Raw genomic sequence first — 26,386 nt, 5'->3', positions numbered from 1 at the left:
GACCGCTGAACCACCAGATGGGACGGGGTGCGCGGGGCCCTCCCGGCCCCGTCCGCACCGGACCGTCTGAGACGCCGCTGAGACCGGCGGGCACCGCCGAGGTCGCCGACCGGGACATTCCCCCGCAGGGTCGATGCACGTCACCACCCGTTCGGGTACCAAGGAGGAATGACACGGCGTCCGCATCACCCGGGCGGCTACGGCGGGCCCGGCGGTTACGGCCGGGGCCACGGTCCCCGCTGGGAGAACCCGGGTGAGCGGACCGCGCGACGGGTCCGCCGGGCGGCGTCGGGGCCGCCGTACCGGCACCACGGCCCCTACCGACCGGGCATGGCCGTGCCCTCGCCGTGGATCGCGCTGCCGCTGATCATCGTGCTGATCGGGCTCGTGGGCAGCGCCGCGGCCGCGACGGCCTTCGCCGCGGTCTCCTTCTCGCCGCTGTTCCTGCTCGCCGTCGTCGCGATCACGGCGCACCGGGCCGGGCGTCGCCGCCCGATCCCCCCGCCGCCGGCCGCGGCGGTCCGCCCCCAGGCGCCGCCGGCGCCGCCCTGGGCGCAGGCCCGGGCGCGGTTCGACCGGCTGCGCGAGGAGTACACCGCCTACGAGTGCGACCCGATGGCCGTGCTGCGGCTGCCCGCCCTGGCCGACGTGTCGGTGCCCAGCACAGGGCGGTTCGTGGAGGCGTTCGCCGAGGCCCAGGCGCTGGACACGGACACCCGGCCCGCCGACCGCCACCACGCCGAGATGTTCGTCGCGGCCGTCGACCGGGCGGTGCGGGCGTGGGAGGCCGCGCGGGACGCCGCCGAGCGGATCCGGCACTCCTCGCTCTCGGCGTCGGAACGCGCGTCGGTGGAGCGGGCGATCAAGCTGCTGACGACGGCGCGGGACTCGGACAACGACGCCGAGCGCCTCGCCGCGTACGCGATGGCCCGTTCGGAGCTGGCCCGGCTCGAGAAGGCGGGCGTGGTGCACCTGCCCCGCGCCGCGGTCGCCGCGCTGGAGAACGAGGGCCGGGGCCAGCTCAGCGCCTAGATTCCCGGGAGTCGGCGGTGCCGGAACTCCCGACTCGCGGTGCCGGAACTCCCGACTCGCGGGAGCCCCCGGCGCGACCCGCGCGCCGGTCTAGACCTTGTCGAGGTAGGCGGCGGACTCCTCGTCCCCCACCGTCTCGGCGACGAGGGCGCGCAGGCCGGGGTGGTGGGTCAGGCCGGGGTCGGAGGCGACCAGCCGCGCCGCGGAGAGCCGGGCCGCGGAGATGACGTTCTCGTGCCGCAGCAGCGACAGCAGCTTGAGCCCCGAGCGCCGCCCGGACTGCGACGAGCCCAGGATGTCCCCCTCCCGGCGCAGCTCCAGGTCCAGCCGGGCGAGCTCGAACCCGTCCGTGGTCGAGGCGACGGCGTCGAGCCGCTCGCGGGCCGTGGTGCCGGCCGGCATGTCCGTGACCAGCAGGCACACCCCGGGCGCCGACCCCCGGCCCACCCGGCCCCGGAGCTGGTGCAGCTGGGAGAGGCCGAACCGGTCCGCGTCCATGATGATCATGCCCGTGGCGTTCGGGACGTCGACGCCCACCTCGATCACCGTCGTGGCCATCAGCACGTCGAGCTCGCCGGCGTCGAAGGCGCGCATCACCGCGTCCTTCTCGTCGGCGGGGAGCTTGCCGTGCAGGATCCCGATCCGCAGCCCCGCCAGCGGCCCCTCGGCCAGCTTCGGCCCGATGTCGAGCACCGCGAGCGGCGGCGCGCGCTCGCCGTCGTCGCCGTCCGCGCCCGCGTCGTCGGGATCGTCCGCGTCCTCCGGGTCGCGGCCCTTCCTCTTCGTCGCGTACTCCCCGCCCACCCGCGGGAACACGACGTAGCACTGGTGGCCCTCCGCGACCTCCTCGCGGACGCGCGCCCAGACCCGCTCCAGCCAGCTCGGCTTCTCCCCGGCCGGCACCACGGTGGTCCTGATCGGCGAGCGGCCCTTGGGCAGCTCGGTGAGCGCCGAGACCTCCAGGTCGCCGTACACCGTCATGGCGACGGTCCGCGGGATCGGCGTGGCCGTCATGACCAGCAGGTGCGGGGTGCGCTCGCCGCGGCCACGCAGTGCGTCCCGCTGCTCGACGCCGAAGCGGTGCTGCTCGTCGACCACCACGAGGCCGAGCTCGGCGAAGCCCACCGCGTCCTCGATGATCGCGTGCGTCCCGACGACGATCCCCGCGGCGCCGGACTGGATGTCCAGCAGCGCCTGCCGCCGCTCCGCCGTGGACATCGACCCGGTGAGCAGCGTGATCCTCGTGGCCCCCTCGGACGCGCCGAGCTCGCCCCCGTTGCCGAGCGGCCCGAGCATCGCCCGCAGCGACCGGGCGTGCTGGGTGGCGAGCACCTCGGTGGGCGCCAGCATCGCGGCCTGCCGCCCGTTGTCGACGATCTGCAGCATCGCCCGCAGCGCGACGACGGTCTTCCCGGCGCCGACGTCGCCCTGCACGAGCCGGTTCATCGGCAGCGGGCGCCCCAGGTCCGCGGCGATCTCCTCGCCCACGGACCGCTGCCCCGCGGTGAGCGGGAAGGGCAGGATCCGGTCGAACGCCTCGAGCAGACCGCCCGCCTTGCGCGGCGAGGGCGCCGCGGGCCGGTGCATCGCCCGCTCCCGCTGCAGCGACAGCGCGAGCTGCACGCCGAACGCCTCGTCCCACACCAGCCGGCCCTTCGCCGCGTGCCGGTCCGCCTCGGACTGCGGCACGTGGATCTTGCGCAACGCGGCACCCAGCGGCATGAGCGCGTGCTCGCGGCGCAGGTCCTCCGGCAACGGGTCGGTCGGGTCGTCCAGCAGGGCGAGCACCTGGCGGACGCTGCGGGCGATGGCCTGCGACCGGACGCCCTTGGTGGCGGGGTAGATCGAGATGTAGGGCCGGTCCTCGGCGTCCTCCTCCAGCTCCTCGAACTCGGGGTGGGTGAGCTGCAGGGTGGTCTGCCGGCCGCTGCGGAACACCGACACCGTGCCGGAGAACATCAGCGTGCGCCCGACCTGGATGAACCCCTGCACCCGCTGCGCGTTGAAGAAGGTGCAGGACAGCGTGGCGCCCTTCGCGTCCCGGATGGTGCAGTTCATCAGCTTCCCGCGCCGGGTGCGCATCTCCCGGACGGTCGCCGACTCGACGGTGGCGATCACCGTGACGTACTCGCCCACCTCGAGCCCGGCGATGTCGGTGAGCTTTCCGCGCTCGACGTACCGGCGCGGGTAGTGCCGCACCAGGTCGCCGACGGTGTGCAGCTCGAGCTTGCCGCCCAGCGCCTTCGCCGAGGCCTTGCCGATCACGTCGATCAGCGGGGTGTCCATGTCGATCTTCGTGAGGGCCACCTACTCCACCCCCAGCACCAGCGGGAAGTCCGCCTGGCCGCCGCGGTAGACCACGAGGTCCACCTCGGGGTGGGTGCGGCGCAGGTCCTCGGCCAGGCCGGTGCCCAGCTCCTCGGGGGCGTCCGCCCCCAGCAGCGCGGTGACGAGCTCACCACCCGGAGTCAGCATGCGGTGAGCCAACCACAGGGCACCGACGGTCAGGTCGGGGGCGATCAGCACGACCTCGCCCTCGCTCATCCCGAGCACCTCCCCCGGCGCGCACCGGCCCACCCAGGTCAGCGCCTCCGCCTCCGCCACCACGAGCCCGCCCGTGCGGGTCCCGGCGGCGGCCTCGGCCATCGCGACGACGTCGTCGGCGGCGTTGCGGGACAGGTCGTGCACGGCGAGGGCGGCGAGCCCCTGCGGCACCGAGGTCGCGGGGACGACGACCACCTCGCGGCCCTCGTCGCGGGCCGCCCCGGCGACCCGGGCGGCCAGGTCCAGCAGGCCGGCGTCGCAGGTCATCAGGGCGACGTGCGCGGCGCCGGTCGCCTCGACGGCGTCGGCCAGCTCCCTGCCCGTGACGGGGTTTCCGGGCCGGGTCTCCAGCACGTCCGCCCCGGCCCCGCGCGCCAGCTCCGCCACCCCGGCCCCCGAGGCGATCATCAGCACGGCGCGCGGGCGGCGGAAGGCGGGCCGCGCGGGCTCGGGCGGGCGGTCGTCGAAGCGCATGACGGTGATCCGGTGCGGCCGGCCCGCCTCGATCCCGGCCTCGATCGCCGCACCGACGTCCGTGCAGTGCACGTGCACGTTCCAGGTCCCGGCCCCGTCGCCGACGACGACCACGGAGTCGCCGAGCGAGGTCAGCCGGGCGCGCAGGGTCGACACGGCGTCGTCCGTGGTCCGGTCCAGCAGGTACATGACCTCGCTGTCGTACTGCTCCGAGCCGGACTCGCGGGCGGCGGTGAGCGCCGTCCGGCTCCGGACGACGACCCGGGACCGCTCGGGCGCACGCCCGGCGCACGCCTCGACCAGGGCGTCGAGCACCACGGCGACCCCCAGCCCACCCGCGTCGACCACCCCGGCCCGGCTCAGCTCGGCGAGCTGGCCGGTGGTCCGGGCGAGGGCCGCGTGCGCGGCGTCGGCGACCGCCGCCGGGTCCCCGCCGAGCTCGGCGCAGGCCTCGGCCGCGGCGGCGAGGACGGTGAGCATCGTGCCCTCGCGCGGCGCGGCGACCGCGGCGGTGGCCAGCTCGGCGCCCCGGCGCAGCGCGCCCGTGAGGTCCTCGCCGGCGCCGACCGCCTCGGCGAGCCCGCGCAGCAGCTGGGAGAGGATCGTCCCGGAGTTCCCGCGGGCACCGCGGAGCGCGCCCTTGGCCAGCGCCGCCGCGGCCTCCGCCGGGTCCTCGGTCTCCGGCAGGGCGTCGGCCCCCGCCCGCATGGTGAGGAGCATGTTGGTGCCGGTGTCCGCGTCGGCGACCGGGAAGACGTTGATCCCGTCGAGTTCCCCGCGGTGCCGTTCGAGCCCCGCCACGGCGGCGGCGGCCCAGCGCCGGAGCAGGGCGGCGTCGAGCGTCGGGGGCACGCGTTCACCCTAGCGAGCGGACCCGTCCGTTGATCCCGGTCGGCCGCGGGCGGGGGGCCGGTGGGAGGGCCGGCGGAGGGGCGGTTACCCTGGACGACACGTGCCCGGGGCGACCCGGGCCTCGCAACGTTGTCTTCTACCCCGAGGAGTGTCCGACGTGGCTGCCGTCTGCGACGTCTGCGGCAAGGGTCCGGGCTTCGGCATGTCCGTCTCGCACTCGCACCGCCGTACCCACCGCCGCTGGAACCCGAACATCCAGACCGTGCGCACCAAGGTCGACGGCGGCAACCGTCAGCGCCTCAACGTGTGCACCTCCTGCCTGAAGGCGGGCAAGGTCGCGCGCGCCTGACGCGAGCGACCCGCGAGACGCGAACGGGGCGGCTCCCCTCGAGGGGCCGCCCCGTCGTCGTGCGGTGACGATCCGTGGCCGGGAACGCCTCGACCTCGGGTCCGGCCGCGGGTTAGCCTCACCTCACTCGATCTCGACGCGAGGGAGGGCTGCCGTGGGGCTTCGTCTGCCGCTCGGTGCCGTGAGTCAGGTCACACGCGGTCGGGTCACGGCAGACGCCAGTCGACGGGCTCCCCGCCGATCTCCTCGAGCAGGTCGTTGGCCCGACTGAAGGGCCGCGAGCCGAAGAACCCGCGGTCGGCCGACATCGGGCTCGGGTGCGCCGACTCGATGATCGGGACGTCGACGAGCAGCGGGGCGAGGTTGCGCGCGTCGCGCCCCCACAGGATCGCCACGAGGGGCTCGGCGTCCCGCTCCACCAGCGCGCGGATGGCCTGCTCGGTGACCGCCTCCCACCCCTTGTCCCGGTGCGAGCCGGGCGAGCCGGGCTCCACGGTGAGGCACCTGTTGAGCAGCAGCACGCCCTGCTTCGTCCACGGCGTGAGGTCGCCCGACGACGGCAGCGGCAGCCCCAGGTCCTCCTGGTACTCCTTGAAGATGTTGACCAGCGAGCGCGGCAGGGGGCGGGTGTCGGCGGACACCGAGAAGGACAGCCCGACGGCGTGCCCCGGCGTCGGGTAGGGGTCCTGCCCCACGATCAACACCCGGACCTCGTCGAACGGCTGCTGGAAGGCCCGCAGCACGTTCGCGCCGGCGGGCAGGTACCTCCGGCCGGCAGCGAGCTCCGCGCGCAGGAACTCGCCCATCTGCGCCACGACGGGCGCGACGGGCTCCAGCGCCCGGGCCCAACCCTCCTCGACGACCTCGACCAGCGGCTTGGCGGGCATCAGACGTCCAGCCGGCGCAGCTCGGCGCGGAAGCGCTCGCCCCGCTGCACGTACGAGTCGACGGCGTACCGGAACCGGCCCTCCGGCACCTCGTAGCCCTCGCGGACCCGCGCCGGGATACCGAGCGCCATGCGCCGGGGCGGGATCACGGCGTTCGGCGAGACGACCGCGCCGGCGGCCACGATCGCGCCCTCCCCGATCGTCGAGCCGTTGAGCACCACCGAGCCCGAGGAGATCAGCACCTTGTCGGCGATGTCGGCCGCCTCGATGTGCACGTTGTGCCCCACCGTGCAGTCGTTGCCGATCAGCGTCGGCTGCCGCGCGGTGGTGTGGATGATCGAGCCGTCCTGGATGCTGGTGCGTTCGCCGACCACGATGAAGCCGTCGTCCCCGCGGAGCACCGCGGTCGGCCACACCGACGCCTGGGCCCCCAGCCTCACGTTCCCGATCACGACCGCGTCCGGGTGGACGTAGGCCTCGGGATGGATGTCGGGTTCGACGTCACCGAGCGCGTAGACAGCCACGGTCCGAGCCTACTTTCGCTCGCCGGAGCCGCCCTCCCGGGCCTCGCGCTCCATCCGCTCCGCCAGCTCGTCGACGACGAGGGCGCGCGGGTCCAGCGTGCCCGTCCGGTAGGCCGAGCGGGCCACGATCTGCGAGATCACCGGCGCCGTCACGGCCTGGAAGAGGATCACCAGGATCAGCGTGGCGGCGTTCTCGAAGTCCAGCCGGATCGCCGTGCCGAGCAGGATCAGCAGCAGGCCGAGGGTCTGCGGCTTGGTCGCGGCCTGCAGCCGGGCCGGCAGGTCCGGCAACCGGACCAGGCCGAGCGCCCCGAGCAGGCAGGACAGCGCGCCGAGCAGCAGGAACACGGCCGACACCACATCGGTGATCACCGGTGCCGCTCCCAGCGCTCGACGAGCCGGGCCGCGGTGACCGACCCCACGAATCCGACGAGCGCGACGGCCGCCATCAGCGGGATCGTCGACCCGTCCCGGTAGATCGCGATGTAGACCGCCGACGCGGCCACGATCAGGACCACGAACACGTCGAGCGCGGCGACCCGGTCGAGCGTGCCCGGCCCCCGCAGCACCCGCGCGACGGTGATCAGCGCCGCCGCCGCGAGCATGCCGAGGACCAGCGCGAAGACGATGTTCATGCCGCCTCCGCGGGAGGAAGTACGTCGGCGGGGTTCATGCCGCCTCCCCGGGAGGAAGTACGTCGGCGGGGTTCATGCCGCCTCCCCGGGGAGAGGGACGTCGGCGGGGGTCATCGTTCCTCCCCGAGGGTCCGCACCATCCGGTCCTGCAGCCGCTCCATCTGCCGGCGCACGCGCGTGGCGTCGCCCGGCCCGCGCAGGCCCAGCGTGTACACGTACAGGCGGCCGCCCGCCCGGTCGATCTGCAGCACCACGCTCCCCGGGGTGAGTGCCGTCGCGGCGGCGACGAAGGTCGTGATCCGTTCGGACTCGGTCAGCAGCGGGACGGCGACGATCCCCGCCCGCGCCCCCGGGCCGTACCGGAGCGTCTCCCAGGCGACCTGCGCGCCGGAGACGACCAGGTCGGCCAGCAGCCAGCCGGCGAGCTGCAGCAACGCCCACGGCCGGAAGGGCAGCCGCGGCAGCAGCGGCAGCGGGAACAGCGCGGTCACGGCGGCCGCGACCAGGACCCCGCCGACCAGGATCTTCACCGAGATCGTGCCCCACAGCAGGACCCAGACGACGGTCAGCCAGAGCACCTGCGGCCAGCGCCGCACGACGGTCACGCCGGCCCCCTCGTCCCGGCCCTCGTCCCGGCCCTCGTCCCGGCCCTCATCCCAGCACCGCCTCGATGTAGGGCGTCCGCGCGAGCAGGTCCGAGCCCGCCCGCTCGGTGACCGCGGACAGCGGGCCGGCCGCGGCGGCGATCGCGATGCTCACCGCGACCAGGGCGACGGTGGCGGCGTACATCGGCCGGGAGGCCCGGGCGGTGCCGACGACCAGCTCGTCCGTCGGGTCGGGGTCGGGCAGCGGCTCCGTCTCGGCGCCCCAGAACACCCGCACCCACACCCGGACCATCGCGTACAGGGTGAGCAGGCTGGCGAGGACCACGAACCCGGCGACCACGGCCGTCGCCGCGTCGCCCGTGCCCGACTGCAGGAGCGCCAGCTTGGCCACGAAGCCCGAGGTCGGCGGGATCCCGGCGAGGGTGAGCGCCGGGATCGCGAAGAGCACGGCCAGCACCGGCGAGCGCTTCGCGAGCCCGCCCATCGCGTCGATCGAGACCGTGCCCGTCCGGCGCGTGATCAGGCCACGAAGCCCGAGGTCGGCGGGATCCCGGCGAGGGTGAGCGCCGGGATCGCGAAGAGCACGGCCAGCACCGGCGAGCGCTTCGCGAGCCCGCCCATCGCGTCGATCGAGACCGTGCCCGTCCGGCGCGTGATCAGGCCGCTGACCAGGAACAGCGTGGCCTGCACGGTGATGTGGTGGACGATGTAGAGGGCCGTGCCGCCCGCGCCCCGGGCGTCGTACACGGCGAGCCCGAACAGCATGAACCCGATGTGGCTGACCAGCAGGAAGGACAGCAGGCGGTTGAGGTCGTCCTGGGCGAGCGCGCCGAGGGCGCCCACGACCATGGTCAGCACGGCCAGCACCAGCAGCACGGCGGAGGGGCCGGTGCCCGGGAACACGAGCGTCTGGGTGCGCAGCAGCGCGTAGACGCCGACCTTGGTGAGCAGGCCCGCGAACAGGGCGGTGACCGGGGCCGGCGCGTTCGGGTAGCTGTCGGGCAGCCAGAAGTGCAGCGGCACCATCGCCGCCTTGATCCCGAAGGTGACGATCGTGAGCATCGACAGCAGCGTCCGCAGCCCGGCCGGCAGCTCCGCGACGCGCCCGGCGAGGTCGGCCAGGTTGACCGTGCCGGTGGCCGCGTAGACGAGCGCGATCGTGGTGAGGAACAGCAGCGACGACGTGAGCGAGATGATCACGTAGGTCATGCCGGAGCGGATCCGGGTGGCGCTGGTGCGCCGCGTGATCAGCACGTAGGAGGCGGCCAGCATGATCTCGAACGCCACGAACAGGCTGAACAGGTCGCCGGTCAGGTAGGCCAGCGACACGCCGGTGGAGAGCAGCAGGAAGATCGGGTGGAAGGTGGTGCTGGCGGTCTCCCGGCCGTAGTCGGAGATCCGCTGGCCGATCGCGTAGACCAGCACCGCGAGCGTGACGACCGCGGAGATCAGCAGCAGCAGCGCGGCGAGCCGGTCGGCCACCAGCACGATCCCGACCGGGGCCGGCCAGCCGCCCAGCTCGGCGACGACCGGGCCGGTCCGGTCCGCCGCGACCAGCAGCACGGCGGCCACGACCGAGACCGCGGCGAGCACCACGATCCCGATCAGCCGCTGGATCCGTGCGGAGCGGGCGGCGAGCACCGTCAGGGCCGCCCCGAGGATGGGCAGCAGGACGGGCAGCGTGACGAGCGTGCTCACCGGGCCGCCCCGTTCCCCGCCGTGCCCGCCGTGGCCGCCGTGCCCGACGTGCCCGCCGTGGCCTCGGCCGGTTCGTCGGTGCGGTCCGAGGCGGCGGCGGACCCGGGGTCCTCCTCGTCCTCCGGCACCTCGGCGTCCGCCTCCATCGAGCCCTCGGGGCGCTGCCGCTCGGCGACCCGGCGGTCCTCGACGTCGTCCTGGACCTCGTCCCGCCCGGTGAGCACCCAGCTGCGGTAGCCGAGGGCGAGCAGGTAGGTGGTCAGCGCGAAGGTGATCACGATGGCGGTCAGGGCGAGGGCCTGCGGGAGCGGGTCGGCGAACTCCTCGGGCAGGGCGGTGCCCAGTACGGGGGCGCGGGCGGGCGGGCCGCCGGCGAGCTGCAGCAGCAGGTTCGCGCCGTGCCCGAGCACCACGATGCCGATCAGGATCCGCATCAGCGACCGCTGCAGCAGCAGGTAGAAGCCCACGGAGTAGAGGACGGCCAGCACGACCGCCATCGTCGCGTTGATCGTGATCACGGACCGGCCTCCTCGCCGGCCGCCTCCCGGGCGTCCCGCTCGATCCCGCTGCCCAGGGAGCGCAGCAGGTCGAGCACCACACCGATGATCAGCAGGTACACCCCGATGTCGATCAGCAGGCTGGAGACCAGGTCGACGGTGCCGATCAGCGGGATGTCGAAGGACACCTTCGCGCTGGCCAGCACCGGCGCCCCGAAGGCCACCGGGGCGAGCGCGGACACCACGGCGACCAGCAGGCCGAGCCCCATGAGCACGGGCGGGCGCACGACGAACCGCGAGCCGATCTCGGCGCCCTCCGACTCGCCGCCGGCGATGTAGCGCAGCACGAAGGCCAGCCCGGCCACCAGCCCGCCGGGGAACCCGCCCCCCGGCGCGTAGTGCCCCACGATCAGCAGGTAGACCGAGAAGACCAGCACGGTCGGGAAGAGGAAGCGGGCGGCGGCCTCCAGCATGAGGGTGCGGTTGGAGCGCACGGGGCAGGCGCCGGGGAGCGTCCACTCGCCCTCCGGCTCGTCCCACTGCGTGAACGGCACCGGTTCGCGGGTGCTCATCCGAGGACCTCCCTCTCGTGCTCGGGTGTGCCGCTCCCGGTCCGGCGCTTCCGGTCGAAGCGCGTGGCGAGCACGAGGCTCGCGGTGCCCGCCGCGGCGATGAGCAGCACGGTGATCTCGCCGACCGTGTCCAGCGCGCGGAAGTCCACGAGGATCGCGGCGATCACGTTGTCCGCCCCGGCCTCCGGGGCGCGGGCGACGAACTCCCCGCTGGCCGCGGGCGGCTGCTGCCGGGCCCCGGTGAGCACCACGCCGGCGACCGCGACGAACACGCCCGCGACGGTCGCGAGGGCGGCCTTGCGCAGCTGGACCCCCCGGCGGGGTGGCGCGGCGGGCGCGGTGTCGGTGCCGGACCCGGGGCCGCCGGCGGCGCCGTCCTGGGACTCGAAGTGCGCCGGCAGCCTGCGCAGCACGAACACGAAGGCGACGAGCGTGAGCGTCTCGACCAGGAACTGCGCCAGCGCGAGGTCCGGCGCGCCGTCGACGACGAACAGCCCGCCGATCCCGTACCCGATGGCACCGACGAGCAGGACCGCGGTGAACCGGCGCCGGACCCGGGTGAGCGCGAGCGCCGCGGCCACCACGATCAGCCCGAGCGGCAGCTGCAGCAGCGAGGACACCCAGGACTGGTCGCGGGGCCAGGTGCCGCCCGTGACCAGGGCGACGCCGGGCAGGGCGAGCACCGTGCACAGCAGGACGCCCAGGTAGACGGGCAGCGAGCCGACCTGGACCCGGCCGGTGACCTGGGTGGCGGCGCGTTCGAGGCCGGCCACCGCGATCTCGTAGGCGCGCTGGGCCGACAGCGGATGGCGCAGGGCCCGGTGCAGGCCGGTCACGTGGTCGCGCCCGAGGTGCAGCGCGAGGCCGGCGCCCAGCGCGACCACGGAGAACAGCAGCGGCAGCGACAGCCCGTGCCAGAGCGCGAGGTGGTAGTCCGCCGCCGTCGCGTCCGTGGCCGGATAGGCCGCGGCGTAGGGCTGCGCGAGGGCGTCGACCAGCGGCGGGACACAGCCGAGCACCAGCCCGGCGACCGCCGCCAGCCAGGTCGGCGCGAGCAGGCCCACGACCGGGCGCTTCGGGTCGGCGCGCTCGACCCCCGGCTTGGCGGCGAAGGCGCCCCACAGGAACCGCGCCGAGTAGGCGACGGTCAGGACCGAGCCCGCCAGCAGGCCGAGCGCCAGCACCCAGCCCCGGGCACCGCCCTCGTGCACGAAGGCCTCGAAGGCGGCCTCCTTGCCCAGGAACCCGAGCAGGAACGGCACGCCCGCCATGGACGCCGCGGCCAGCACGGAGGCCACCGCGAGCCCCGGCAGCGCCCGGCCCAGCCCGGACAGCGCCCCCACCTCGCGGGTGCCGGTGACCTTGTCGACGATCCCGACGACCATGAACAGCGGCGCCTTGAACAGGCCGTGCGCCAGCAGCATCGTCAGCGCGGCGATCTCGCCGATCCGGTCGCCGGAGCCGAAGAGCACCATGAGGAACCCCAGCTGGCTCACCGTGCCGAAGGCCAGCAGCCGCTTGAGGTCCGTCTCCTGCAGCGCGCGCCAGCCCCCGATCAGCATCGTGACCAGGCCCAGCGCCGCGATCGGCACCCACCACTCGGCGCGGTCGGCGAAGCCCGGGGAGAGCCGGCCCACCAGCACCACGCCGGCCTTCACCATCGACGCCGCGTGCAGGTAGGCGCTGACCGGGGTGGGCGCGGCCATCGCGGCCGGCAGCCAGGGGTGGAAGGGGGCCTGCGCGGACTTGGTCAGGGCACCGGCCAGGATCAGCGCGACGCCGGTGGCGGCGAGCCCGCCCGTGGGCGGTGCGGCGACGATCGCGGAGATCCGGTAGGTGTCCGCGGACTCGCCGACGAACACGATCCCGAGCAGCATCGCGAGCCCGCCGAACACGGTGACCAGCAGCGCCTGGACGGCCGCGCGCCGGTTCGCCCGGTGCAGCCCGCCCTGCCCGACCAGCAGGAACGACGCGATCGACGTCAGCTCCCAGAAGACGTAGAGGGTGAGCAGGTCGTCGGCCAGGACGAGACCCAGCATCGCCCCGGCGAAGGCCAGCAGCAGCGCGGAGTTGCGCGGGGCGTCGCGGCTGTCGCGGCCGAAGTACCAGGCGCTGTAGGCCAGGATCAGCGCCCCGAGCCCGCCGACCAGCACGATCATGACCAGGCCCAGCGAGTCGAGCCGGAACCCGAGCTCCAGGTCGAGGGCCGCCGACCAGGTCACGGTCTCCTCGAGACCGGGCCCGAGCGCCGCACCGAGGTGCGCGAACCCCCAGACCAGCGTCGCGGCGGGCAGGACCGCGGCGATCCCGAAGGCGGCACGCCGGCTGCGCCGCGACACCAGCGGCAGCAGCGCGGCCACCACGAGATGGGCGACGACGAGCGCGAGCAAGACACCTCCGTCCCGCGACCACCGTGCGGCGCGCATGCTCAAGGGAGCGGCCCGGCTCAGGGTGGGTCGGGTCGTTGACGAGCTTCGGACAGGGTGCACCGGATTCCGGCGCCGACACCGATCCTACTGGTCCGGCTCGGCGGACCCCGGCGTCAGGCGATGATCTTGGCGAAACAAAGGCTGCCCGGTTCGTCCCGGTACACCCCGAACCCGGGGATCGGGACGTAGCCCGCGCTGCGGTAGAGCGCGACCGCCTCGGGCTGCTTCGTGCCGGTCTCGAGGATCATCCGGCGCCGGCCCGCCGCGGCGGCCGAACGCTCGATCGCGGCCAGGACCGCGCGGGCGTGGCCCCTCCCCCGGGCCTCCGGGACCACGTACATCCGCTTGATCTCGGCGTCGCCGTTCCGGACCACGGGATCGGCCGGCTCGGCGTCGCGCACCCGCCAGCCGCCCGCGGCGACGGCGGTGCCCGCGGCGTAGCCCACGAGGAAGAGCCCGTGCGGCGCGGCGAACTCCGCCGGGTCGGTGCGCGTCTCGTCCTCGCCGCCGTAGCGCTCGACGTACACCTGCTGCACGGCCGCTTTCAGCCGCTGCGCGTCGGGATGGTCGAACGGGGTGGCGCGGAGCTCGAGCGTCATGCCGGCACGGCGACCCGCGTGCGGCGTCCGGCTGCCGCGAGGACCGCCAGGCAGACCGCGGCGACCGCGGCGACCACGACGAGCAGCACCGCGTACGGCACGTGGACGGCGAGCGGCGCGAGGACCACCGGCAGCAGGAACCCGCCGTAGGTCAGCGTGTAGTAGACGGCGGTGAGCCCGGCCAGGTGCGCCGGCTCGGCGATCCGCTGCACCTCCAGCAGCCCGGAGACCAGCGAGATGCCGTAGGCCGCACCGAGGACCGCGGAGGCCACGAACGCCACCACCAACGACCCGGTCAGCGCCGTGACCGCGGCGACCAGGGTCCCGGCGACGATCAGCGCCAGGCCGAGCCGGCCGCCGGCGAGCGGGGCGCGGGCGTCGAGCCGGCGGGCGGCGGACTGGATCGCGATGCCTGCCGACAGCGTCACGGCGGTGAGTGCGGTGGCGAAGATCAGCCCGAAGCCGGCCGTGCGCTCCGCCCCGAGGGCGGCCGGCTGGACGGCGAAGGACAGCGCGGGCCCGGCGAAGACCCACGGGGCCAGCGGGAGGACCAGGCCGCGGAAACGCGGGTGCGCCACCGCCGGCACCGTGAGGTCGGCGACGAGCGAGCGGCGCGGCGCGGACTCGGGCGTCCGGGTCTCCGGCGCCCGCAGGGCCAGCGCGATCACCGGCAGCGTGAGCACGATGTGCACCAGGTAGGGCAGCTCCATCGGCAGCGGTGCCCACTGGGCGAGTACGCCGCCGACCGCCGGGCCCACGCCGAACCCCGCGGACAGCGCGAGCGCGGCACGACGGGCGCCGGAGCCCGCGTCGGCCCCCGGGTCGTGCGGGGCCTGCGAGAGCTCCTTCACCCAGGTCGTCCCGACGGCCATGGCCACGCCGGTGACCGCGCCGAACAGGAAGCGACCGGTGTAGAGCAGCGCCTCGGAGAAGGCGCCGGCGGCGAGGACCGCGCTCGCCGGCACCGACGCGACCAGCGCCGGCAGCAGGACCCGCCGGCGGCCGAGCCGGTCCGACAGCGGTCCCCCGACGAGCAGGCCCGGCGCGAGCCCGGCCACGTAGACGCCGAAGAACGCCGCGACGACCGTGGCCGAGTAGTGCCCCTGCTCGCGGTACATGACCATGAGCGGGCTGAACTGGTTCGCGCCGTAGCCGATGACGAACAGCACCGCCGCGACCCGCACCCACGCCCTCATCCGCACTCCATGATCATCCCGCGAGTCGGCACCTCCGGGTCACCGAACCGCACATCCCGGTACACCCTCCTCGCAACACCGTCCGGACACCCCGGGCATGCCGGTCTCCCGGAATGTGTGACCCGGGCGACGGGAAGTGCCGACTCGCGGCTACTTCTGCTTGGCCTTCTGCCGCCAGGTGGTCAGCACGCGCTCGGTGTAACCGTTCGGCTCGGTGCGGCCGGTGAACACCAGCTCGAGGGCGGCCTGGAAGCTCTCGCTGCCCTCGAGGTCCTTGGCCATCGGCGGGTAGCCGGGCTCGTTGGCGTTCTGCTCGTCGACCAGCGCGGCCATGCGGGCGAAGGTGTCCCGCACCGTCTTCTCCTCGACCACGCCGTGGTGCAGCCAGTTCGCGATGAGCTGGCTGGAGATCCGCAGGGTCGCGCGGTCCTCCATCAGCCCGACGCCCTCGAGGTCCGGCACCGTGGAGCAGCCGATGCCCAGGCCCACCCACCGGACGACGTAGCCGAGGATCGACTGCGCGTTCGTCTCCAGCTCGTGGGTCTTCTGCTCGTCGGTGAGCTGCTCGGCGAGGATCGGCAGCACCAGCAGCTCGTCGCGGTCGGTGACCGGCCGCCGGGCGATCTCCTCCTGGACGGCGTGCACGTCCGTGCGCAGGTAGTGCAGTGCGTGCAGGGTCGCGGCGGTCGGCGAGGGCACCCAGGCGCAGTTCGCGCCCTGTTGGGGCTGCGCGCCCTTCTGCTCGAGCATGTCCGCCATCGCGGCGGGCTTGGCCCACATGCCCTTGCCGATCTGCGCGGTGTGCGCGAACCCGGAGGCGAGCGCGACGTCGACGTTGCGGTCCTCGTAGGCGTTCAGCCAGGTCGAGGACTTCATGTCGCCCTTGCGCACCACGGGCCCGGCCGCGAAGCAGGTGTGGATCTCGTCGCCGGTGCGGTCGAGGAAGCCGGTGTTCACGAAGATGACGCGGTCGGCGGCGGCCGCGATGCAGCTCGCGAGGTTCACGCTCGTGCGCTTCTCCTCGTCCATGATGCCGACCTTGAGCGTGCGCGCCGGCAGGCCGAGGGCCTCCTCGACGGCGGCGAACAGCTCGACGGTCAGCGCCACCTCGTCCGGCCCGTGCTGCTTGGGCTTGACGATGTACATCGACCCGGCGCGGGAGTTGGAGAACCGCCCCTTCCCCTGCAGGTCGTACTGCGCGGCGGTGGCGGTGACCAGGGCGTCGAGCACGCCCTCGGCGATCTCCTCGCCCTCCGCGGTGCGCACCGCGTTCGTGGTCATGTGGTGGCCGACGTTGCGGACCAGCAGCAGCGACCGGCCGGGCAGCGTGAGCGGCGCGCCGTCCGCCCCGGTGTACTCGCGGTCGGCGTGCACCGTGCGGACGACGGTCTCGCCGCCCTTCTCGAAGGTCGACTCCAGCTCGCCGGTCATCAGGCCGAGCCAGGTGCGGTAGGCCAGGGCCTTGTCCTCGCCGTCGACCGTCGCGACCGAGTCCTCCAGGTCGACGATCGTGGTGACGGCGGACTCCAGCAGGACGTCGGCGACGTCCGCGTGGTGCTGCCGGCCCACCCGGTGGGTCGGGTCGACGGTGAGCTCGACGTGCAGGCCGTTGCGGCGCAGCAGGATCGCGGCGCGGCCCTCGCCGTCGGGCGGGCGGAAGCCGGCGAACTGCGCGGCGTCGGCCAGCCCGGTCTCGCCGCCCGCGGTGAACGCGACGAAGCCCTGCTCCGAGCCGGAGTAGGCCGTGACGTCCGCGTGCGAGCCCTGGACCAGCGGGAACAGCTCGTCGAGCAGCTCGTCGGCGGCCGCGATGACCTGGGCGCCGCGCTGCTCGTCGTAGCCCTTGGCCAGCTCGTGGTCGAGCGGCAGCGCGTCCGTGCCGTAGAAGGCGTCGTACAGCGAGCCCCAGCGGGCGTTGGCCGCGTTGAGCGCGTACCGCGGCACCGTGGCGGGGACGACCAGCTGCGGGCCGGGGACCTCGGCGATCTCCGCGTCGACGTCGCCGACGGAGATCGAGGCCGCTTCGTCCGCCGGCAGGAGGTAGCCGAGCTCGGTGAGCAGGGCCCGGTACTCCTCGGGGTCGCCCGGGCCGTGGGTCTCGTGCCACGCGTCGATCCGCGCCTGGATCTCGTCCCGGCGGGCGAGCAGCTCGGCGATGCGCGGGGCGAAGCGTTCCTGCAGGTCCGCGAGCGCGCCCCAGAAGGCCTCGGGCGTCAGCTCCAGACCCGCCAGCAGCTCGCCCTCCACGAACCGCCGGAGCTCGGGGTCGACCTGCAGTCCTGCGGTGCCGGCCATCGCGGCGTCCTCTCTGCTCGACTCTGCTGCGGCGCCTTTTCTACCAGACGGATTGGCATTTCCGCAGTACGGAATGTAACGTGCGTCCCGTGACCGACGGCACCCAGCCGGCTCCGCCGACCACCCGGCCCGATGTACCCCGCACGGGTGGCGTCCAGTCGCTGACCCGCGCGTTCGACCTGCTCGAGACACTGGCGGAGGCGGGCGGCGAGGCGGGGCTGTCCGAGCTCGCGGACCGGACCGGGCTCGCCCCGGCGACCATCCACCGGCTGGTCCGCACCCTCGTCGGCCTGGGGTACCTGCGGCAGCTGCCCTCGCGGCGCTACACGCTCGGCCCCAAGCTCGTCGGCCTGGGCGAGACGGCGGCGCGCCAGTTCGGCCGGTGGGCCACCCCGGTGCTGGCGGACCTGGTCGCCGAGGTCGGCGAGACGGCGAACCTCGCGGTGCTCGACGGCGACCGCGCGGTCTACGTCGCCCAGGTGCCCTCGCCGCACCGGATGCGGATGTTCACCGAGATCGGGCGGCGGGTGCCGGTGCACTGCACGGGCGTCGGCAAGGCGCTGCTGTCCGCGCTGCCGCCCGCCGACGCGGCGGCCGTCGTCGCGCGCACCGGCCTCCCCGCCGTCACGCCGACCACGATCACCGATCCGGACGTGCTCGCCCGCGAGCTGGCCGTGGCCCGCGAGCGCGGCTACGTGCTCGACGAGGGCGAGCAGGAGACCGGCGTGCGCTGCGTCGCCGCACCCGTGGCCGGGCCCCACGGCTCGGCCGCCGTCTCGGTCTCCGGTCCCCTCTCCCGCATGGACGACACCGCGGTCGCGCGGATCGCGCCGCTCGTCGTCGCGGCCGGGCGCCGGCTGGGAGCCCTGCTGGCGACCGCGTGACGCCGCCGGAGAAGCCGGTTCGCGGCCGGCTCGGACGGTCGTCCCGCCCGCACCGCCCTACGCTTTCCCCGTTCCCACCACGAGCCCGTGACAAGGAGGTCGGATGGCCCTCGATCCCGTGGCCCGCGCCGCGATCGTGGCGGCCCTGGGCCCCGACAGCGACGACTGCGTCGTCGACGACCCGGTCCGCACCCGCGCCTACGAGTGCGACGGGTTGACCGGCTACCGGGTCCGTCCCGAGATCGTGCTCATCCCGCGCGACGCCGAGGGCGTCGCCCGCGTCGTGCGGGCCTGCCACCGCAACAAGGTCCCGTTCGTCGCCCGGGGCGCCGGCACCGGGCTCTCCGGCGGGGCGCTGCCGGTGGCGGACGGCGTGGTGATCTCGCTGGCCCGGCTCAAGCGCGTGCTCGAGGTCGACCCGGAGAACCGGCGCGCCGTCGTCGAGCCCGGGGTGACGAACCTGGAGATCACCGCCGCCGTCGCCAGGCACGGCCTCTACTACGCGCCCGATCCCTCCTCCCAGCAGGTGTGCACGATCGGCGGCAACGTGGCGGAGAACTCCGGCGGGGCGCACTGCCTCAAGTACGGGTTCACCACCAACCACGTGCTGTCGACGGAGGTCGTGCTGCCGGACGGCGAGCTGGTCACCCTCGGCGGCGACACCGCCGAGCAGCAGGGCCCGGACCTGCGCGGGGTGTTCCTCGGCTCGGAGGGCACGCTCGGGATCACCACGAAGATCACGGTCCGGCTGCTGCGCACCCCGGAGACCGTGCGCACGCTGCTGGCCGACTTCCCGTCGGTCTCGGAGGCGGGCGAGGTGGTGTCGGACATCGTCGCGGCCGGCATCGTCCCCGCGGCCGTCGAGATGATGGACACCCTCGCGATCGAGGCGGCCGAGGAGGCGGTGCACGCCGGGTACACCGTGGGCACGCCGGCCGCCCTGGTCGTGGAGCTCGACGGACCGATCGAGCAGTGCGACGCCGAGTTCGCCCAGGTCAAGGAGATCTGCGACGCACACGGCTGCACCCGCCTGCACATCGCGGGCTCGCCGGAGGAGCGCGCGGCGATCTGGCGGGGGCGCAAGGCGGCCTTCGCCGCGGTGGGCCGGATCTCGCCGGACTACTTCGTGCAGGACGGCGTGGTGCCCCGGACCCGGCTCGCCGAGGTGCTGGGCCGCATCGCCGACATGGGCGACGAGGCCGGCCTGCGGGTGGCCAACGTCTTCCACGCCGGGGACGGCAACCTCCACCCGCTGGTGCTCTACAGCGCCGCGGCGGGCGAGACCGAGCGCGCCGAGGAGCTGTCGGGGGCGATCGCCGAGCTCTGCGTGGAGCTGGGCGGGTCGCTGTCCGGCGAGCACGGCATCGGCACGGACAAGGCGTGTTCGATGCCGAAGATGTACGGCGAGGAGGACCTCGCGGTGATGCAGCGGGTGCGTGCGGCCTTCGACCCGGAGGGCATCTGCAACCCGGGCAAGGTCCTGCCCACGCCGCGGCTGTGCGGCGAGCGGCCGGGGCGGTACCGGCCGCACCCGCTGGAGGAGGCGGGAGTGATCGAGCGGCTATGAGTGATCGGAAAGGGACTCTCACGGCACTGAAGCCGGCGTCGTTGAAGGAGGCCCGCGAGGCCGTCCTCGACACCGCCGGCCGGATCTCCGTCGCCGGGGCCGGCACGGCCGCGGACTGGGCGGGGCGGCTCGGGCCCGTCGACGCCGTGCTCCACACCACCGGGCTGACCGGCGTGATCACGCACAACCCGGGTGACATGACGGTGTCGGTGCACGCCGGGACCCCGCTGCGGGCGCTGCAGGAGGAGCTGGCCGCGCACGGCCAGCACCTGTCGTTCGACGCCGCGCGGGTGGCCGACGGCGCGACCGTCGGCGGCCTGGTGGCCACGGCCGACGCCGGGCCGTCCGCGCTGGTGTACGGCACGATGCGCGACCTCGTCATCGGGGCCACGACGCTGCTCGCCGACGGCGCGGTGGCCCGCTCCGGCGGGCACGTGATCAAGAACGTGGCCGGGTTCGACCTGGCCAAGCTGCTGCACGGGTCCTACGGCACCCTCGGCGTGCTGGTCGAGATCGTGCTGCGGCTGCACCCCGTGCCGCGGGCGGTCGGCACGGTCGTCGTGGAGTGCGACCTCGCCGAGGCGGTGCGGCTCGCCCGCGAGGTCCTGGCCTCGCAGCTCGAGCCCACGGCGGTGGAGTGGCTGAGCTCGGGGAAGCTGCTGGTGCGCATCGACTCGACCGAGGAGGCCCTGCCGGCCCGGCTGGAGCGGCTCACCCGGCTGCTCGGCGACGCGGCCGCCGTGGCGTCGTCGGACGTGTGGGCCGAGCACGCCGCGCTCACCCGCGGCGCCTCCGGCCCGGCGGACGCGGCGGACGCGGCGGTGCTGCGGATCGGGGCGAAGCCCTCGCTGCTGCCGGGCCTGCTCGCGGCGCTGCCCGCCTCGTCGGTCACCGCCGGGCTCGGCACGGGCGTCGCCACCGTGGCGCTGCCGGGAACGGCGGTCGCCGAGGCGCACGCCGCCGTGCACGCGGCCGGCGGGACGAGCGTCCTGCGGTCGCGCCCCGCCGGGCTCGACGCCCCCGCCTGGGGGCCGCCGCCCTCCGCCCTCACCGTGCTCAAGGCCGTCAAGCAGCGGTTCGACCCGGACGGCCGCTTCGGCCCGGGCCGCTTCGACCCGTGGGAGATCTCGTGAACACACCCGCCGGCTCCGCCCACACCGCCCTGCCGCAGACCGGCCCGAGCAGCTTCGACGCGCACCACCCGCCCTCGCGGGAGCTGCTCGACGACTGCGTGCACTGCGGCTTCTGCCTGCCCACCTGCCCCACGTACCAGCTCTGGGGCGAGGAGATGGACTCCCCGCGGGGGCGCATCTACCTCATGGACCTCGCCGAGAAGGGGGAGATCGGGCTGGAGGGGCCGCTGCGCCAGCACATCGACGCCTGCCTGGGCTGCATGGCGTGCGTGACGGCCTGCCCGTCCGGGGTGCAGTACGACAAGCTGCTCGAGGCGGTGCGCCCGCAGCTCGAGCGCAACGTGCGGCGCACGCCGTCGGACCGGCTGTTCCGCGAGGCGATCTTCGCGCTGTTCCCGTACAAGCGGCGGCTGCGCGCGGCGGCCCTGCCCGGCGCGCTGTACCAGAAGCTCGCCGCGGTGCCCGCCGTCCGCAGGCTCGCGGCGAAGCTGCCGGGCCGGCTGGCCGCGTTGGAGTCGCTGCTCCCGCCGGTGACCGTGCGGGAGGCCTTCGCGACGCTGCCGGTGCACACCTCCGCCGTCGGCGAGCGGCGCGGACGGGTGGCGCTGCTGTCCGGCTGCGTGCAGGACGTGTTCTTCCACCGGGTCAACGAGGCCACCGTGCGGGTGCTCTCGGCCGAGGGTCTCGACGTCCTCGTGCCGCGCGACCAGCAGTGCTGCGGGGCGCTCGAGCTGCACGCAGGCCGCGAGGACCCGGCGCTCGCCCGGGCCAAGCGGACCATCGCGCGGTTCGAGCGGCTCGACGTCGACCACGTGGTGACCAACGTGGCCGGCTGCGGGTCCTCGATGAAGGACTACGCCCACCTGCTCGCCGACGACCCGGAGTGGGCGGTGCGGGCGAAGGAGTTCAGCGCGCGGGTCCGGGACGTCCACGAGGTGCTCGCCGATCTGGGGCCGCGCGCCCCGCGCTCGCCGATCGCCGCGCGGGTCGCCTACCACGACGCCTGCCACCTCGGGCACGCCCAGGGCGTGCGCGAGCAGCCGCGGGAGGTGCTGCGGAGCATCCCGGAGCTGGAGCTGCTCGACATCCCCGAGGCGGCCCTGTGCTGCGGCTCCGCGGGCATCTACAACATGGTGATGCCCGAGGCGGCGGACGATCTGGGCAAGCGCAAGGCGGACAACGTCCGGTCGGTCGAGCCGGCGGTCGTCGTGACCGCGAACCCGGGGTGCCTGCTGCAGATCGGCAAGCACCTGCAGAACGGCTCCGGTGACCCGCTGCCGCTGCTGCACCCGGTCCAGCTGCTCGACGCGAGCATCCGCAACGTGCCGGTGCCCCGCAGCTGACCGCCGGCGCGCGGGAAGTGGCGCCGAAGCACCACTTCCCGCGCGGACGGCCGGTCCCCGGATCGCGAGCGGCCCGGCCTGTCGGGGGCCGGGGCTAGCGTGCGGGGCATGACGGACACCACGGCCCGCAGCCTCGCCACCGCACTCGCCGAGCAGCTGTCCTGGCACTGGCAGACGCTGCTGCGCCCGAAGCTCGAGGGGCTGACGGACGAGGAGTACCTCTGGGAGCCCGTGCCGGGCTGGAACGTACGCCCGGCCGGGAGCCCGGCGCCGGGTGCGCTCCAGGTGGGGTCGGGCGAGCACCGGATCGACTTCGCGTTCCCCGAACCCGATCCGCCGCCGCTCACCACGATCGCCTGGCGGATGGGGCACCTGATCGTCGGCGTGTTCGGCGTGCGCGCGGCGGCGCACTTCGGCGGCCCGCCGATGGCGTACGAGAGCCACGGCTACGCGGGCACGGCGGCCGAGGCGCTGCGCCAGCTCGACCGGGCGTACGCCTCGTGGATCGGCGGGGTGGAGGCGCTCGACGAGCCGGGGCTCGCCCGGCCGTGCGGGCCCGCGGAGGGGCCGTACGCCGAGTTCCCGCTGTCGGACCTGGTGCTGCACATCAACCGCGAGGCGATCCACCACGGCGCCGAGATCCTGCTGCTGCGGGACCTGTACCGGAACCTGCACCAGGACCGGCGCGGATGAGGGCCGGCGCCCGGCTCGTCGGGGAATGTCCGACTCGCTCAGCGCCCTCTCAGCGCACTGCGTGCCCGCCCGGCGGGGCGGTGTGAGAGTGGCGGAGGAGCGAGCCGATCGGGGAGGCCGGATGACGGAGACCGCAACGGCGGGCACGGGGGCGGGCACGGGAGCCGGCACGGGAGCCGGCACGGGAGCCGGCGGGGACGCGCGCACGCGGCTCGAGGAGCTGCCGCTGCACATGCAGCGCAGCGGCTTCGACCCCGCACCCGAGCTGGCGGCGATCCGCGAGGGCGAGGGCGTCCGGAAGGTGCGCACGCCCTTCGGGCGGGACGCGTGGCTGGTCACCCGCTGGGAGGACGTCCGGGAGGTCCTGGGCGACGCGGCGCGGTTCAGCAACGAGTGGCCGGGCGCCTTCCGCCCGCCGGGCATGCCGGAGCGGAGCCCGGAGGAGATCGCCCGGCTGCGGGCCGGCAACCTGCTGGCCTTCGACCCGCCCGCGCACACCCGGCTGCGGCGGATGCTCACCCCGGCGTTCACCGGGCGGCGGATGCAGCGGCTCGAACCGCGCGTGCGCGAGATCGTCGACCAGCACCTCGACGCGATGGAGCAGGCCGGGCCGCCCACGGACCTGGTCGCCGACTTCGCCTTGCCGGTCCCGTCGCTGGTGATCTGCGAGCTGCTCGGGGTGCCGTACGAGGACCGGGCGGAGTTCCAGCGGCGCAGCGCACGGCTGCTCGACCTGTCGGTGCCGACGGACGTGCGGCTGCGGGCCCAGGAGGAGCAGCGCGACTACATGGCGAGCCTGGTCGCCCGCGAGCGGGCGGAGCCGGGGGAGGAGCTGCTCGGCGTGCTCGTGCGCGAGCACGGCGAGGAGCTGAGCACGGACGAGCTGATCGGCATCGCGAACCTGCTGCTGATCGCCGGGCACGAGACCACGTCGAACATGCTCGGCCTGGGCACGCTGGCGCTGATGGACCATCCCGACCAGCTCGCCCTGGTCCGGGAGGACCCGGAGGCGATCGGGCCGGCCGTCGAGGAGCTGCTGCGGTGGCTGTCGATCGTGCACTCCGGCACGATCAAGTCGGTGACCGGGCCGACCGAGATCGCGGGGCGGGCGATCGCCGAGGGCGAGCTCGTGATGCTCTCGATCCCGGCCGCCAACCGCGACACCGCGCTGCTGGAGGACCCCGAGCGGCTCGACGTCCGGCGGGGCGCGCTCGGGCACATGGCCTTCGGGCACGGGGTGCACCACTGCCTGGGGGCACCGCTGGCCCGCATGGAGATGCGGATCGCCTTCCCGGCGCTGCTACAGCGCTTCCCGGACCTGCGCCCGGCCGGGGACGAGCGGAGGTTCCGGTCGTTCAACGTGGTCTACGGGATGGAGAGCCTGCCCGTGACCTGGGGAGGAGCGTGATGAGCGAGCTCAGGGCGGACCGCGGCACGTGCATCGGGGCCGGCATGTGCGTGATGACCGACTCCGCGGTGTTCGACCAGGACGACGACGGGATCGTGGTGCTCCTCGAGGAGGCCCCGGAGGTCGACGAGAAGGTGCGGGCCGCGGTCGACGCGTGCCCGTCCGGGGCGCTGTCGATCAGCGAGGGCTGATCTCGCGGCCCGCCGGCCGCCCCGCCGGCGCCGGCCCGACACCCGTTCGGCCCAGTCCGTCCTGCCGAGCGCCGTGACGCGGCGCACACTCCCCGACCATGACGGCTGCGACAGTGTTGTCCGGATCGTTGGCGGGGCCGGTCCTGGCGGCATACCAGCAGGACCCGAAGGCCGTCGGCGGCTCGCTGGGGTGGTCGGCCCTGGTCTCGGTGGTGCCGCTCGCGGTGGTGCTGCTCCTGCTGGGGGTACTGCGCGTGCGGGCCCAGTGGGCGGCGCTGGCCGGGTTGGTGGCCGCCCTGGTCGTCGCGATCGTCGGGTTCTCCATGCCGGTCGGCATGTCGCTCCTCGCCGCGGCGCACGGCGCGTTCTTCGGGCTGCTCCCGATCATGTGGATCGTGGTGAACGCCCTCTGGGTGTTCAACATGACCGTCGCGACCGGGCACTTCGACGTGCTGCGGCGCAGCTTCGGCACGCTGTCCTCCGACCGGCGCACCCAGGCGATCCTCGTCGCCTTCTGCTTCGGCGCCCTGCTGGAGGCGCTCGCCGGCTTCGGCGCGCCGGTCGCGATCTCCTCGGTGATGCTGATGGCGCTCGGCTTCCGGCCCCTGCGCGCGGCCGTGCTCGCGCTCGTCGCGAACACGGCGCCGGTGGCGTTCGGCGCGATGGGCGTCCCGGTGATCACACTGGCGCAGGTGACCGGGCTCCCGCTCGACCAGGTCGCCTCGATGGTCGGCCGGCAGACCCCGTTCCTGGCCCTGTTCGTCCCGCTGGTGCTGGTGTTCCTCGTCGACGGGCGCCGCGGCGTGCGGGAGGCCTGGGTGCCGGCGGTGGTGTCCGGTGTCGTCTTCGCCGTCGTCCAGTTCGTCACGTCCAACTACATCTCCGTGCCCCTGACGGACATCCTCGCGGCCCTGCTGTCCGCGGTCGCGGTCGTGGTGGTCGCGCGGGCGAACCCGAACGCGGTGTGGGCCGCGCGCCGCACCGGCGCCGAGCCCGAACCGGAGCCCGAGGCCGGTCCGGACGGCGGGAGCCTCGTCGGGGCGGGCGGCCCGGACGGCCGCGACACCTCCGGCGAGGGCACCGGCGGCAGCGGCGGATCCCGCCGCGACGGGCCCCGGCCCTCCGGCGGGCCCGTCCCGGCCGGGAGCTCGGCCGAGGGCGGCGAGGCGGTCGCGACCGTGCGGTCGGGGGCCCGGGTCGACGACCCGCGCGAGATCCGCCGCGCCTACGCCCCGTACGTGATCATCGTGCTGGTCTTCGCGCTCGTGCAGCTGCCGGGGATCAAGCCGGCCGTGGACAAGCTGAAGCTGGCGTTCCACTGGCCCGGCCTCGACGTCGTCGCCATGAACGGCAAGCCCAGCAGCACCACGCAGTACTCGCTGACCTGGCTGTCGACCGCCGGGACCCTGATGCTCATCGCCGGGGTGATCGTCGCGGCGGTGCTGGGCATCGGTGCCGCCGAGGCCGCGCGGATCTGGGGGCGGACGGTCTCGGAGCTGAAGTGGGCGATCCTCACCGTCGCCGCGGTCCTGGCGCTGGCGTACGTGATGAACGCGTCGGCGCAGACCACGGCGATCGGCCTGCTGATCGCGGGCGCGGGCGGTGCGCTGGCCTTCGTGTCGCCGGTGCTCGGCTGGTTCGGTGTCGCCGTCACCGGATCGGACACGTCGGCCAACGCCTTGTTCGGCTCGCTGCAGGTCACCGCGGCCAACACGGCCGGGCTGCCGCCGGAGCTGCTGGCCGCCGCGAACTCGTCGGGCGGCGTGCTCGGGAAGATGCTGTCGCCGCAGAACCTCACGATCGCCGTCGCCGCGGTGAAGCTCGACGGGCAGGAGGGCGTGCTGCTGCGGAAGGTCATCGGGTGGAGCCTGGGCATGCTGCTGCTGCTCGCGATCCTGATCTACCTGCAGTCCACGCCGGTGCTCGGCTGGATGCTGCCGTAGGCGGAGGAAGGCGCGGCGGAACCGGCCGAATCCGGC

General features: G+C 74.6%; 23 protein-coding genes and 1 pseudogene. 10 read left to right on the top strand and 14 right to left on the bottom strand.

Going from position 1 to position 26,386, the window contains the following annotated elements:
- Positions 1-330: 330 nt before the first annotated feature.
- Positions 331-1,032: a hypothetical protein gene (locus tag ACFQH9_RS11760; protein WP_379566032.1), complete on the top strand. Its 702-nt coding sequence runs from the start codon at positions 331-333 to the stop codon at positions 1,030-1,032.
- Positions 1,033-1,122: 90 nt separating this feature from the next.
- Here the strand turns inward: ACFQH9_RS11760 and ACFQH9_RS11755 are convergent, their stop codons facing one another.
- On the bottom strand, positions 1,123-3,318 hold the full coding sequence (locus ACFQH9_RS11755) for an ATP-dependent DNA helicase RecG (protein ID WP_379566060.1): 2,196 nt from the start codon (positions 3,316-3,318) through the stop codon (positions 1,123-1,125).
- 21 nt (positions 3,319-3,339) lie between these two features.
- The gene (locus ACFQH9_RS11750; protein ID WP_379566031.1) at positions 3,340-4,902 is read right to left on the bottom strand and encodes a DAK2 domain-containing protein; all 1,563 of its coding nucleotides are present in this window, start codon (positions 4,900-4,902) and stop codon (positions 3,340-3,342) included.
- A 157-nt stretch (positions 4,903-5,059) separates the two neighbouring features.
- Here ACFQH9_RS11750 and rpmB point away from each other — a divergent pair, with 157 nt between their 5' ends.
- The gene (rpmB, locus tag ACFQH9_RS11745) at positions 5,060-5,251 is read left to right on the top strand and encodes a 50S ribosomal protein L28 (RefSeq protein ID WP_232870450.1); all 192 of its coding nucleotides are present in this window, start codon (positions 5,060-5,062) and stop codon (positions 5,249-5,251) included.
- A gap of 206 nt (positions 5,252-5,457) precedes the next feature.
- Here the strand turns inward: rpmB and ACFQH9_RS11740 are convergent, their stop codons facing one another.
- From ACFQH9_RS11740 to ACFQH9_RS11685, 12 genes and pseudogenes are all read right to left on the bottom strand, one after another.
- Positions 5,458-6,138 (bottom strand): uracil-DNA glycosylase, encoded by a 681-nt coding sequence (locus ACFQH9_RS11740; protein ID WP_379566029.1) that lies wholly within the window; start codon positions 6,136-6,138, stop codon positions 5,458-5,460.
- Complete coding sequence (locus ACFQH9_RS11735; RefSeq protein WP_379566028.1) at positions 6,138-6,662, bottom strand: gamma carbonic anhydrase family protein; 525 nt, start codon at positions 6,660-6,662, stop codon at positions 6,138-6,140. The genes ACFQH9_RS11740 and ACFQH9_RS11735 overlap by 1 nt, the downstream gene beginning before the upstream one ends.
- Before the next feature lie 9 nt (positions 6,663-6,671).
- Positions 6,672-7,034, bottom strand: a complete 363-nt coding sequence (gene mnhG, locus ACFQH9_RS11730) for a monovalent cation/H(+) antiporter subunit G (protein WP_379566027.1) — start codon at positions 7,032-7,034, stop codon at positions 6,672-6,674.
- Positions 7,031-7,297 carry a monovalent cation/H+ antiporter complex subunit F gene (locus ACFQH9_RS11725; protein WP_379566026.1) on the bottom strand — a complete coding sequence of 89 codons (267 nt, stop codon included), beginning with the start codon at positions 7,295-7,297 and terminating at the stop codon, positions 7,031-7,033. The genes mnhG and ACFQH9_RS11725 overlap by 4 nt, the downstream gene beginning before the upstream one ends.
- A 110-nt stretch (positions 7,298-7,407) precedes the next feature.
- Positions 7,408-7,902 (bottom strand): Na+/H+ antiporter subunit E, encoded by a 495-nt coding sequence (locus ACFQH9_RS11720; RefSeq protein ID WP_379566025.1) that lies wholly within the window; start codon positions 7,900-7,902, stop codon positions 7,408-7,410.
- Between the two features lie 46 nt (positions 7,903-7,948).
- Positions 7,949-9,600, bottom strand: a pseudogene (locus tag ACFQH9_RS11715) (Na+/H+ antiporter subunit D).
- Positions 9,597-10,115 (bottom strand): Na(+)/H(+) antiporter subunit C, encoded by a 519-nt coding sequence (locus tag ACFQH9_RS11710; RefSeq protein WP_379566059.1) that lies wholly within the window; start codon positions 10,113-10,115, stop codon positions 9,597-9,599. Before ACFQH9_RS11710 ends, ACFQH9_RS11715 begins: the two are co-directional and overlap by 4 nt.
- Positions 10,115-10,669, bottom strand: coding sequence for an MnhB domain-containing protein (locus ACFQH9_RS11705; RefSeq protein WP_379566024.1), 555 nt, complete (start codon positions 10,667-10,669; stop codon positions 10,115-10,117). The genes ACFQH9_RS11710 and ACFQH9_RS11705 overlap by 1 nt, the downstream gene beginning before the upstream one ends.
- Positions 10,666-13,059 carry a hydrogen gas-evolving membrane-bound hydrogenase subunit E gene (gene mbhE, locus ACFQH9_RS11700; RefSeq protein WP_379566023.1) on the bottom strand — a complete coding sequence of 798 codons (2,394 nt, stop codon included), beginning with the start codon at positions 13,057-13,059 and terminating at the stop codon, positions 10,666-10,668. The genes ACFQH9_RS11705 and mbhE overlap by 4 nt, the downstream gene beginning before the upstream one ends.
- A gap of 152 nt (positions 13,060-13,211) precedes the next feature.
- Positions 13,212-13,697, bottom strand: a complete 486-nt coding sequence (locus tag ACFQH9_RS11695) for a GNAT family N-acetyltransferase (protein WP_379566022.1) — start codon at positions 13,695-13,697, stop codon at positions 13,212-13,214.
- A complete protein-coding gene (locus ACFQH9_RS11690) occupies positions 13,694-14,893 on the bottom strand; it encodes an MFS transporter (RefSeq protein ID WP_379566021.1) in 1,200 nt (399 codons plus the stop codon). The genes ACFQH9_RS11695 and ACFQH9_RS11690 overlap by 4 nt, the downstream gene beginning before the upstream one ends.
- A 150-nt stretch (positions 14,894-15,043) precedes the next feature.
- A complete protein-coding gene (locus ACFQH9_RS11685; RefSeq protein WP_379566019.1) occupies positions 15,044-17,188 on the bottom strand; it encodes a malate synthase G in 2,145 nt (714 codons plus the stop codon).
- A gap of 89 nt (positions 17,189-17,277) precedes the next feature.
- Between ACFQH9_RS11685 and ACFQH9_RS11680 the strand changes: the two genes are divergently transcribed.
- The 8 genes from ACFQH9_RS11680 (at position 17,278) to ACFQH9_RS11645 (ending at position 26,350) form a co-directional block, all read left to right on the top strand.
- A complete protein-coding gene (locus tag ACFQH9_RS11680) occupies positions 17,278-18,072 on the top strand; it encodes an IclR family transcriptional regulator (protein ID WP_379566017.1) in 795 nt (264 codons plus the stop codon).
- 103 nt (positions 18,073-18,175) lie between these two features.
- Entirely contained in the window at positions 18,176-19,639 is a 1,464-nt protein-coding gene (locus ACFQH9_RS11675; protein ID WP_379566016.1) for an FAD-linked oxidase C-terminal domain-containing protein, read from the top strand.
- Complete coding sequence (locus ACFQH9_RS11670; protein ID WP_379566015.1) at positions 19,636-20,772, top strand: FAD-binding oxidoreductase; 1,137 nt, start codon at positions 19,636-19,638, stop codon at positions 20,770-20,772. The genes ACFQH9_RS11675 and ACFQH9_RS11670 overlap by 4 nt, the downstream gene beginning before the upstream one ends.
- Positions 20,769-22,115 carry a (Fe-S)-binding protein gene (locus ACFQH9_RS11665; RefSeq protein ID WP_379566014.1) on the top strand — a complete coding sequence of 449 codons (1,347 nt, stop codon included), beginning with the start codon at positions 20,769-20,771 and terminating at the stop codon, positions 22,113-22,115. The genes ACFQH9_RS11670 and ACFQH9_RS11665 overlap by 4 nt, the downstream gene beginning before the upstream one ends.
- 108 nt (positions 22,116-22,223) lie before the next feature.
- Positions 22,224-22,808 (top strand): DinB family protein, encoded by a 585-nt coding sequence (locus ACFQH9_RS11660; RefSeq protein WP_379566013.1) that lies wholly within the window; start codon positions 22,224-22,226, stop codon positions 22,806-22,808.
- A 232-nt stretch (positions 22,809-23,040) separates the two neighbouring features.
- Positions 23,041-24,216 carry a cytochrome P450 gene (locus ACFQH9_RS11655; RefSeq protein WP_379566058.1) on the top strand — a complete coding sequence of 392 codons (1,176 nt, stop codon included), beginning with the start codon at positions 23,041-23,043 and terminating at the stop codon, positions 24,214-24,216.
- Positions 24,216-24,407, top strand: coding sequence for a ferredoxin (locus ACFQH9_RS11650; RefSeq protein WP_379566012.1), 192 nt, complete (start codon positions 24,216-24,218; stop codon positions 24,405-24,407). The genes ACFQH9_RS11655 and ACFQH9_RS11650 overlap by 1 nt, the downstream gene beginning before the upstream one ends.
- Positions 24,408-24,505: 98 nt before the next feature.
- A complete protein-coding gene (locus tag ACFQH9_RS11645; RefSeq protein ID WP_379566011.1) occupies positions 24,506-26,350 on the top strand; it encodes an L-lactate permease in 1,845 nt (614 codons plus the stop codon).
- The last annotated feature ends 36 nt before the right edge of the window (positions 26,351-26,386 follow it).

This window comes from Pseudonocardia lutea, assembly GCF_042658055.1.
Lineage (GTDB): Bacteria > Actinomycetota > Actinomycetes > Mycobacteriales > Pseudonocardiaceae > Pseudonocardia > Pseudonocardia lutea.
The sequence above is the reverse complement of the archived record's forward strand: the minus strand, read 5'-3'. Positions and strand labels throughout refer to the sequence as shown.

Coding starts and splice junctions, on each gene's coding strand:
- ACFQH9_RS11650 (WP_379566012.1), top strand. CDS start 24,216: ATGAGCGAGCTCAGGGCGGACCGCGGCACGTGCATCGGGGCCGGCATG.
- ACFQH9_RS11645 (WP_379566011.1), top strand. CDS start 24,506: ATGACGGCTGCGACAGTGTTGTCCGGATCGTTGGCGGGGCCGGTCCTG.
- ACFQH9_RS11705 (WP_379566024.1), bottom strand. CDS start 10,669: ATGAGCACCCGCGAACCGGTGCCGTTCACGCAGTGGGACGAGCCGGAG.
- ACFQH9_RS11655 (WP_379566058.1), top strand. CDS start 23,041: ATGCAGCGCAGCGGCTTCGACCCCGCACCCGAGCTGGCGGCGATCCGC.
- ACFQH9_RS11670 (WP_379566015.1), top strand. CDS start 19,636: ATGAGTGATCGGAAAGGGACTCTCACGGCACTGAAGCCGGCGTCGTTG.
- ACFQH9_RS11740 (WP_379566029.1), bottom strand. CDS start 6,138: ATGCCCGCCAAGCCGCTGGTCGAGGTCGTCGAGGAGGGTTGGGCCCGG.
- ACFQH9_RS11755 (WP_379566060.1), bottom strand. CDS start 3,318: ATGGACACCCCGCTGATCGACGTGATCGGCAAGGCCTCGGCGAAGGCG.
- ACFQH9_RS11725 (WP_379566026.1), bottom strand. CDS start 7,297: ATGAACATCGTCTTCGCGCTGGTCCTCGGCATGCTCGCGGCGGCGGCG.
- ACFQH9_RS11690 (WP_379566021.1), bottom strand. CDS start 14,893: ATGAGGGCGTGGGTGCGGGTCGCGGCGGTGCTGTTCGTCATCGGCTAC.
- ACFQH9_RS11685 (WP_379566019.1), bottom strand. CDS start 17,188: ATGGCCGGCACCGCAGGACTGCAGGTCGACCCCGAGCTCCGGCGGTTC.
- ACFQH9_RS11675 (WP_379566016.1), top strand. CDS start 18,176: ATGGCCCTCGATCCCGTGGCCCGCGCCGCGATCGTGGCGGCCCTGGGC.
- ACFQH9_RS11695 (WP_379566022.1), bottom strand. CDS start 13,697: ATGACGCTCGAGCTCCGCGCCACCCCGTTCGACCATCCCGACGCGCAG.
- ACFQH9_RS11760 (WP_379566032.1), top strand. CDS start 331: ATGGCCGTGCCCTCGCCGTGGATCGCGCTGCCGCTGATCATCGTGCTG.
- ACFQH9_RS11660 (WP_379566013.1), top strand. CDS start 22,224: ATGACGGACACCACGGCCCGCAGCCTCGCCACCGCACTCGCCGAGCAG.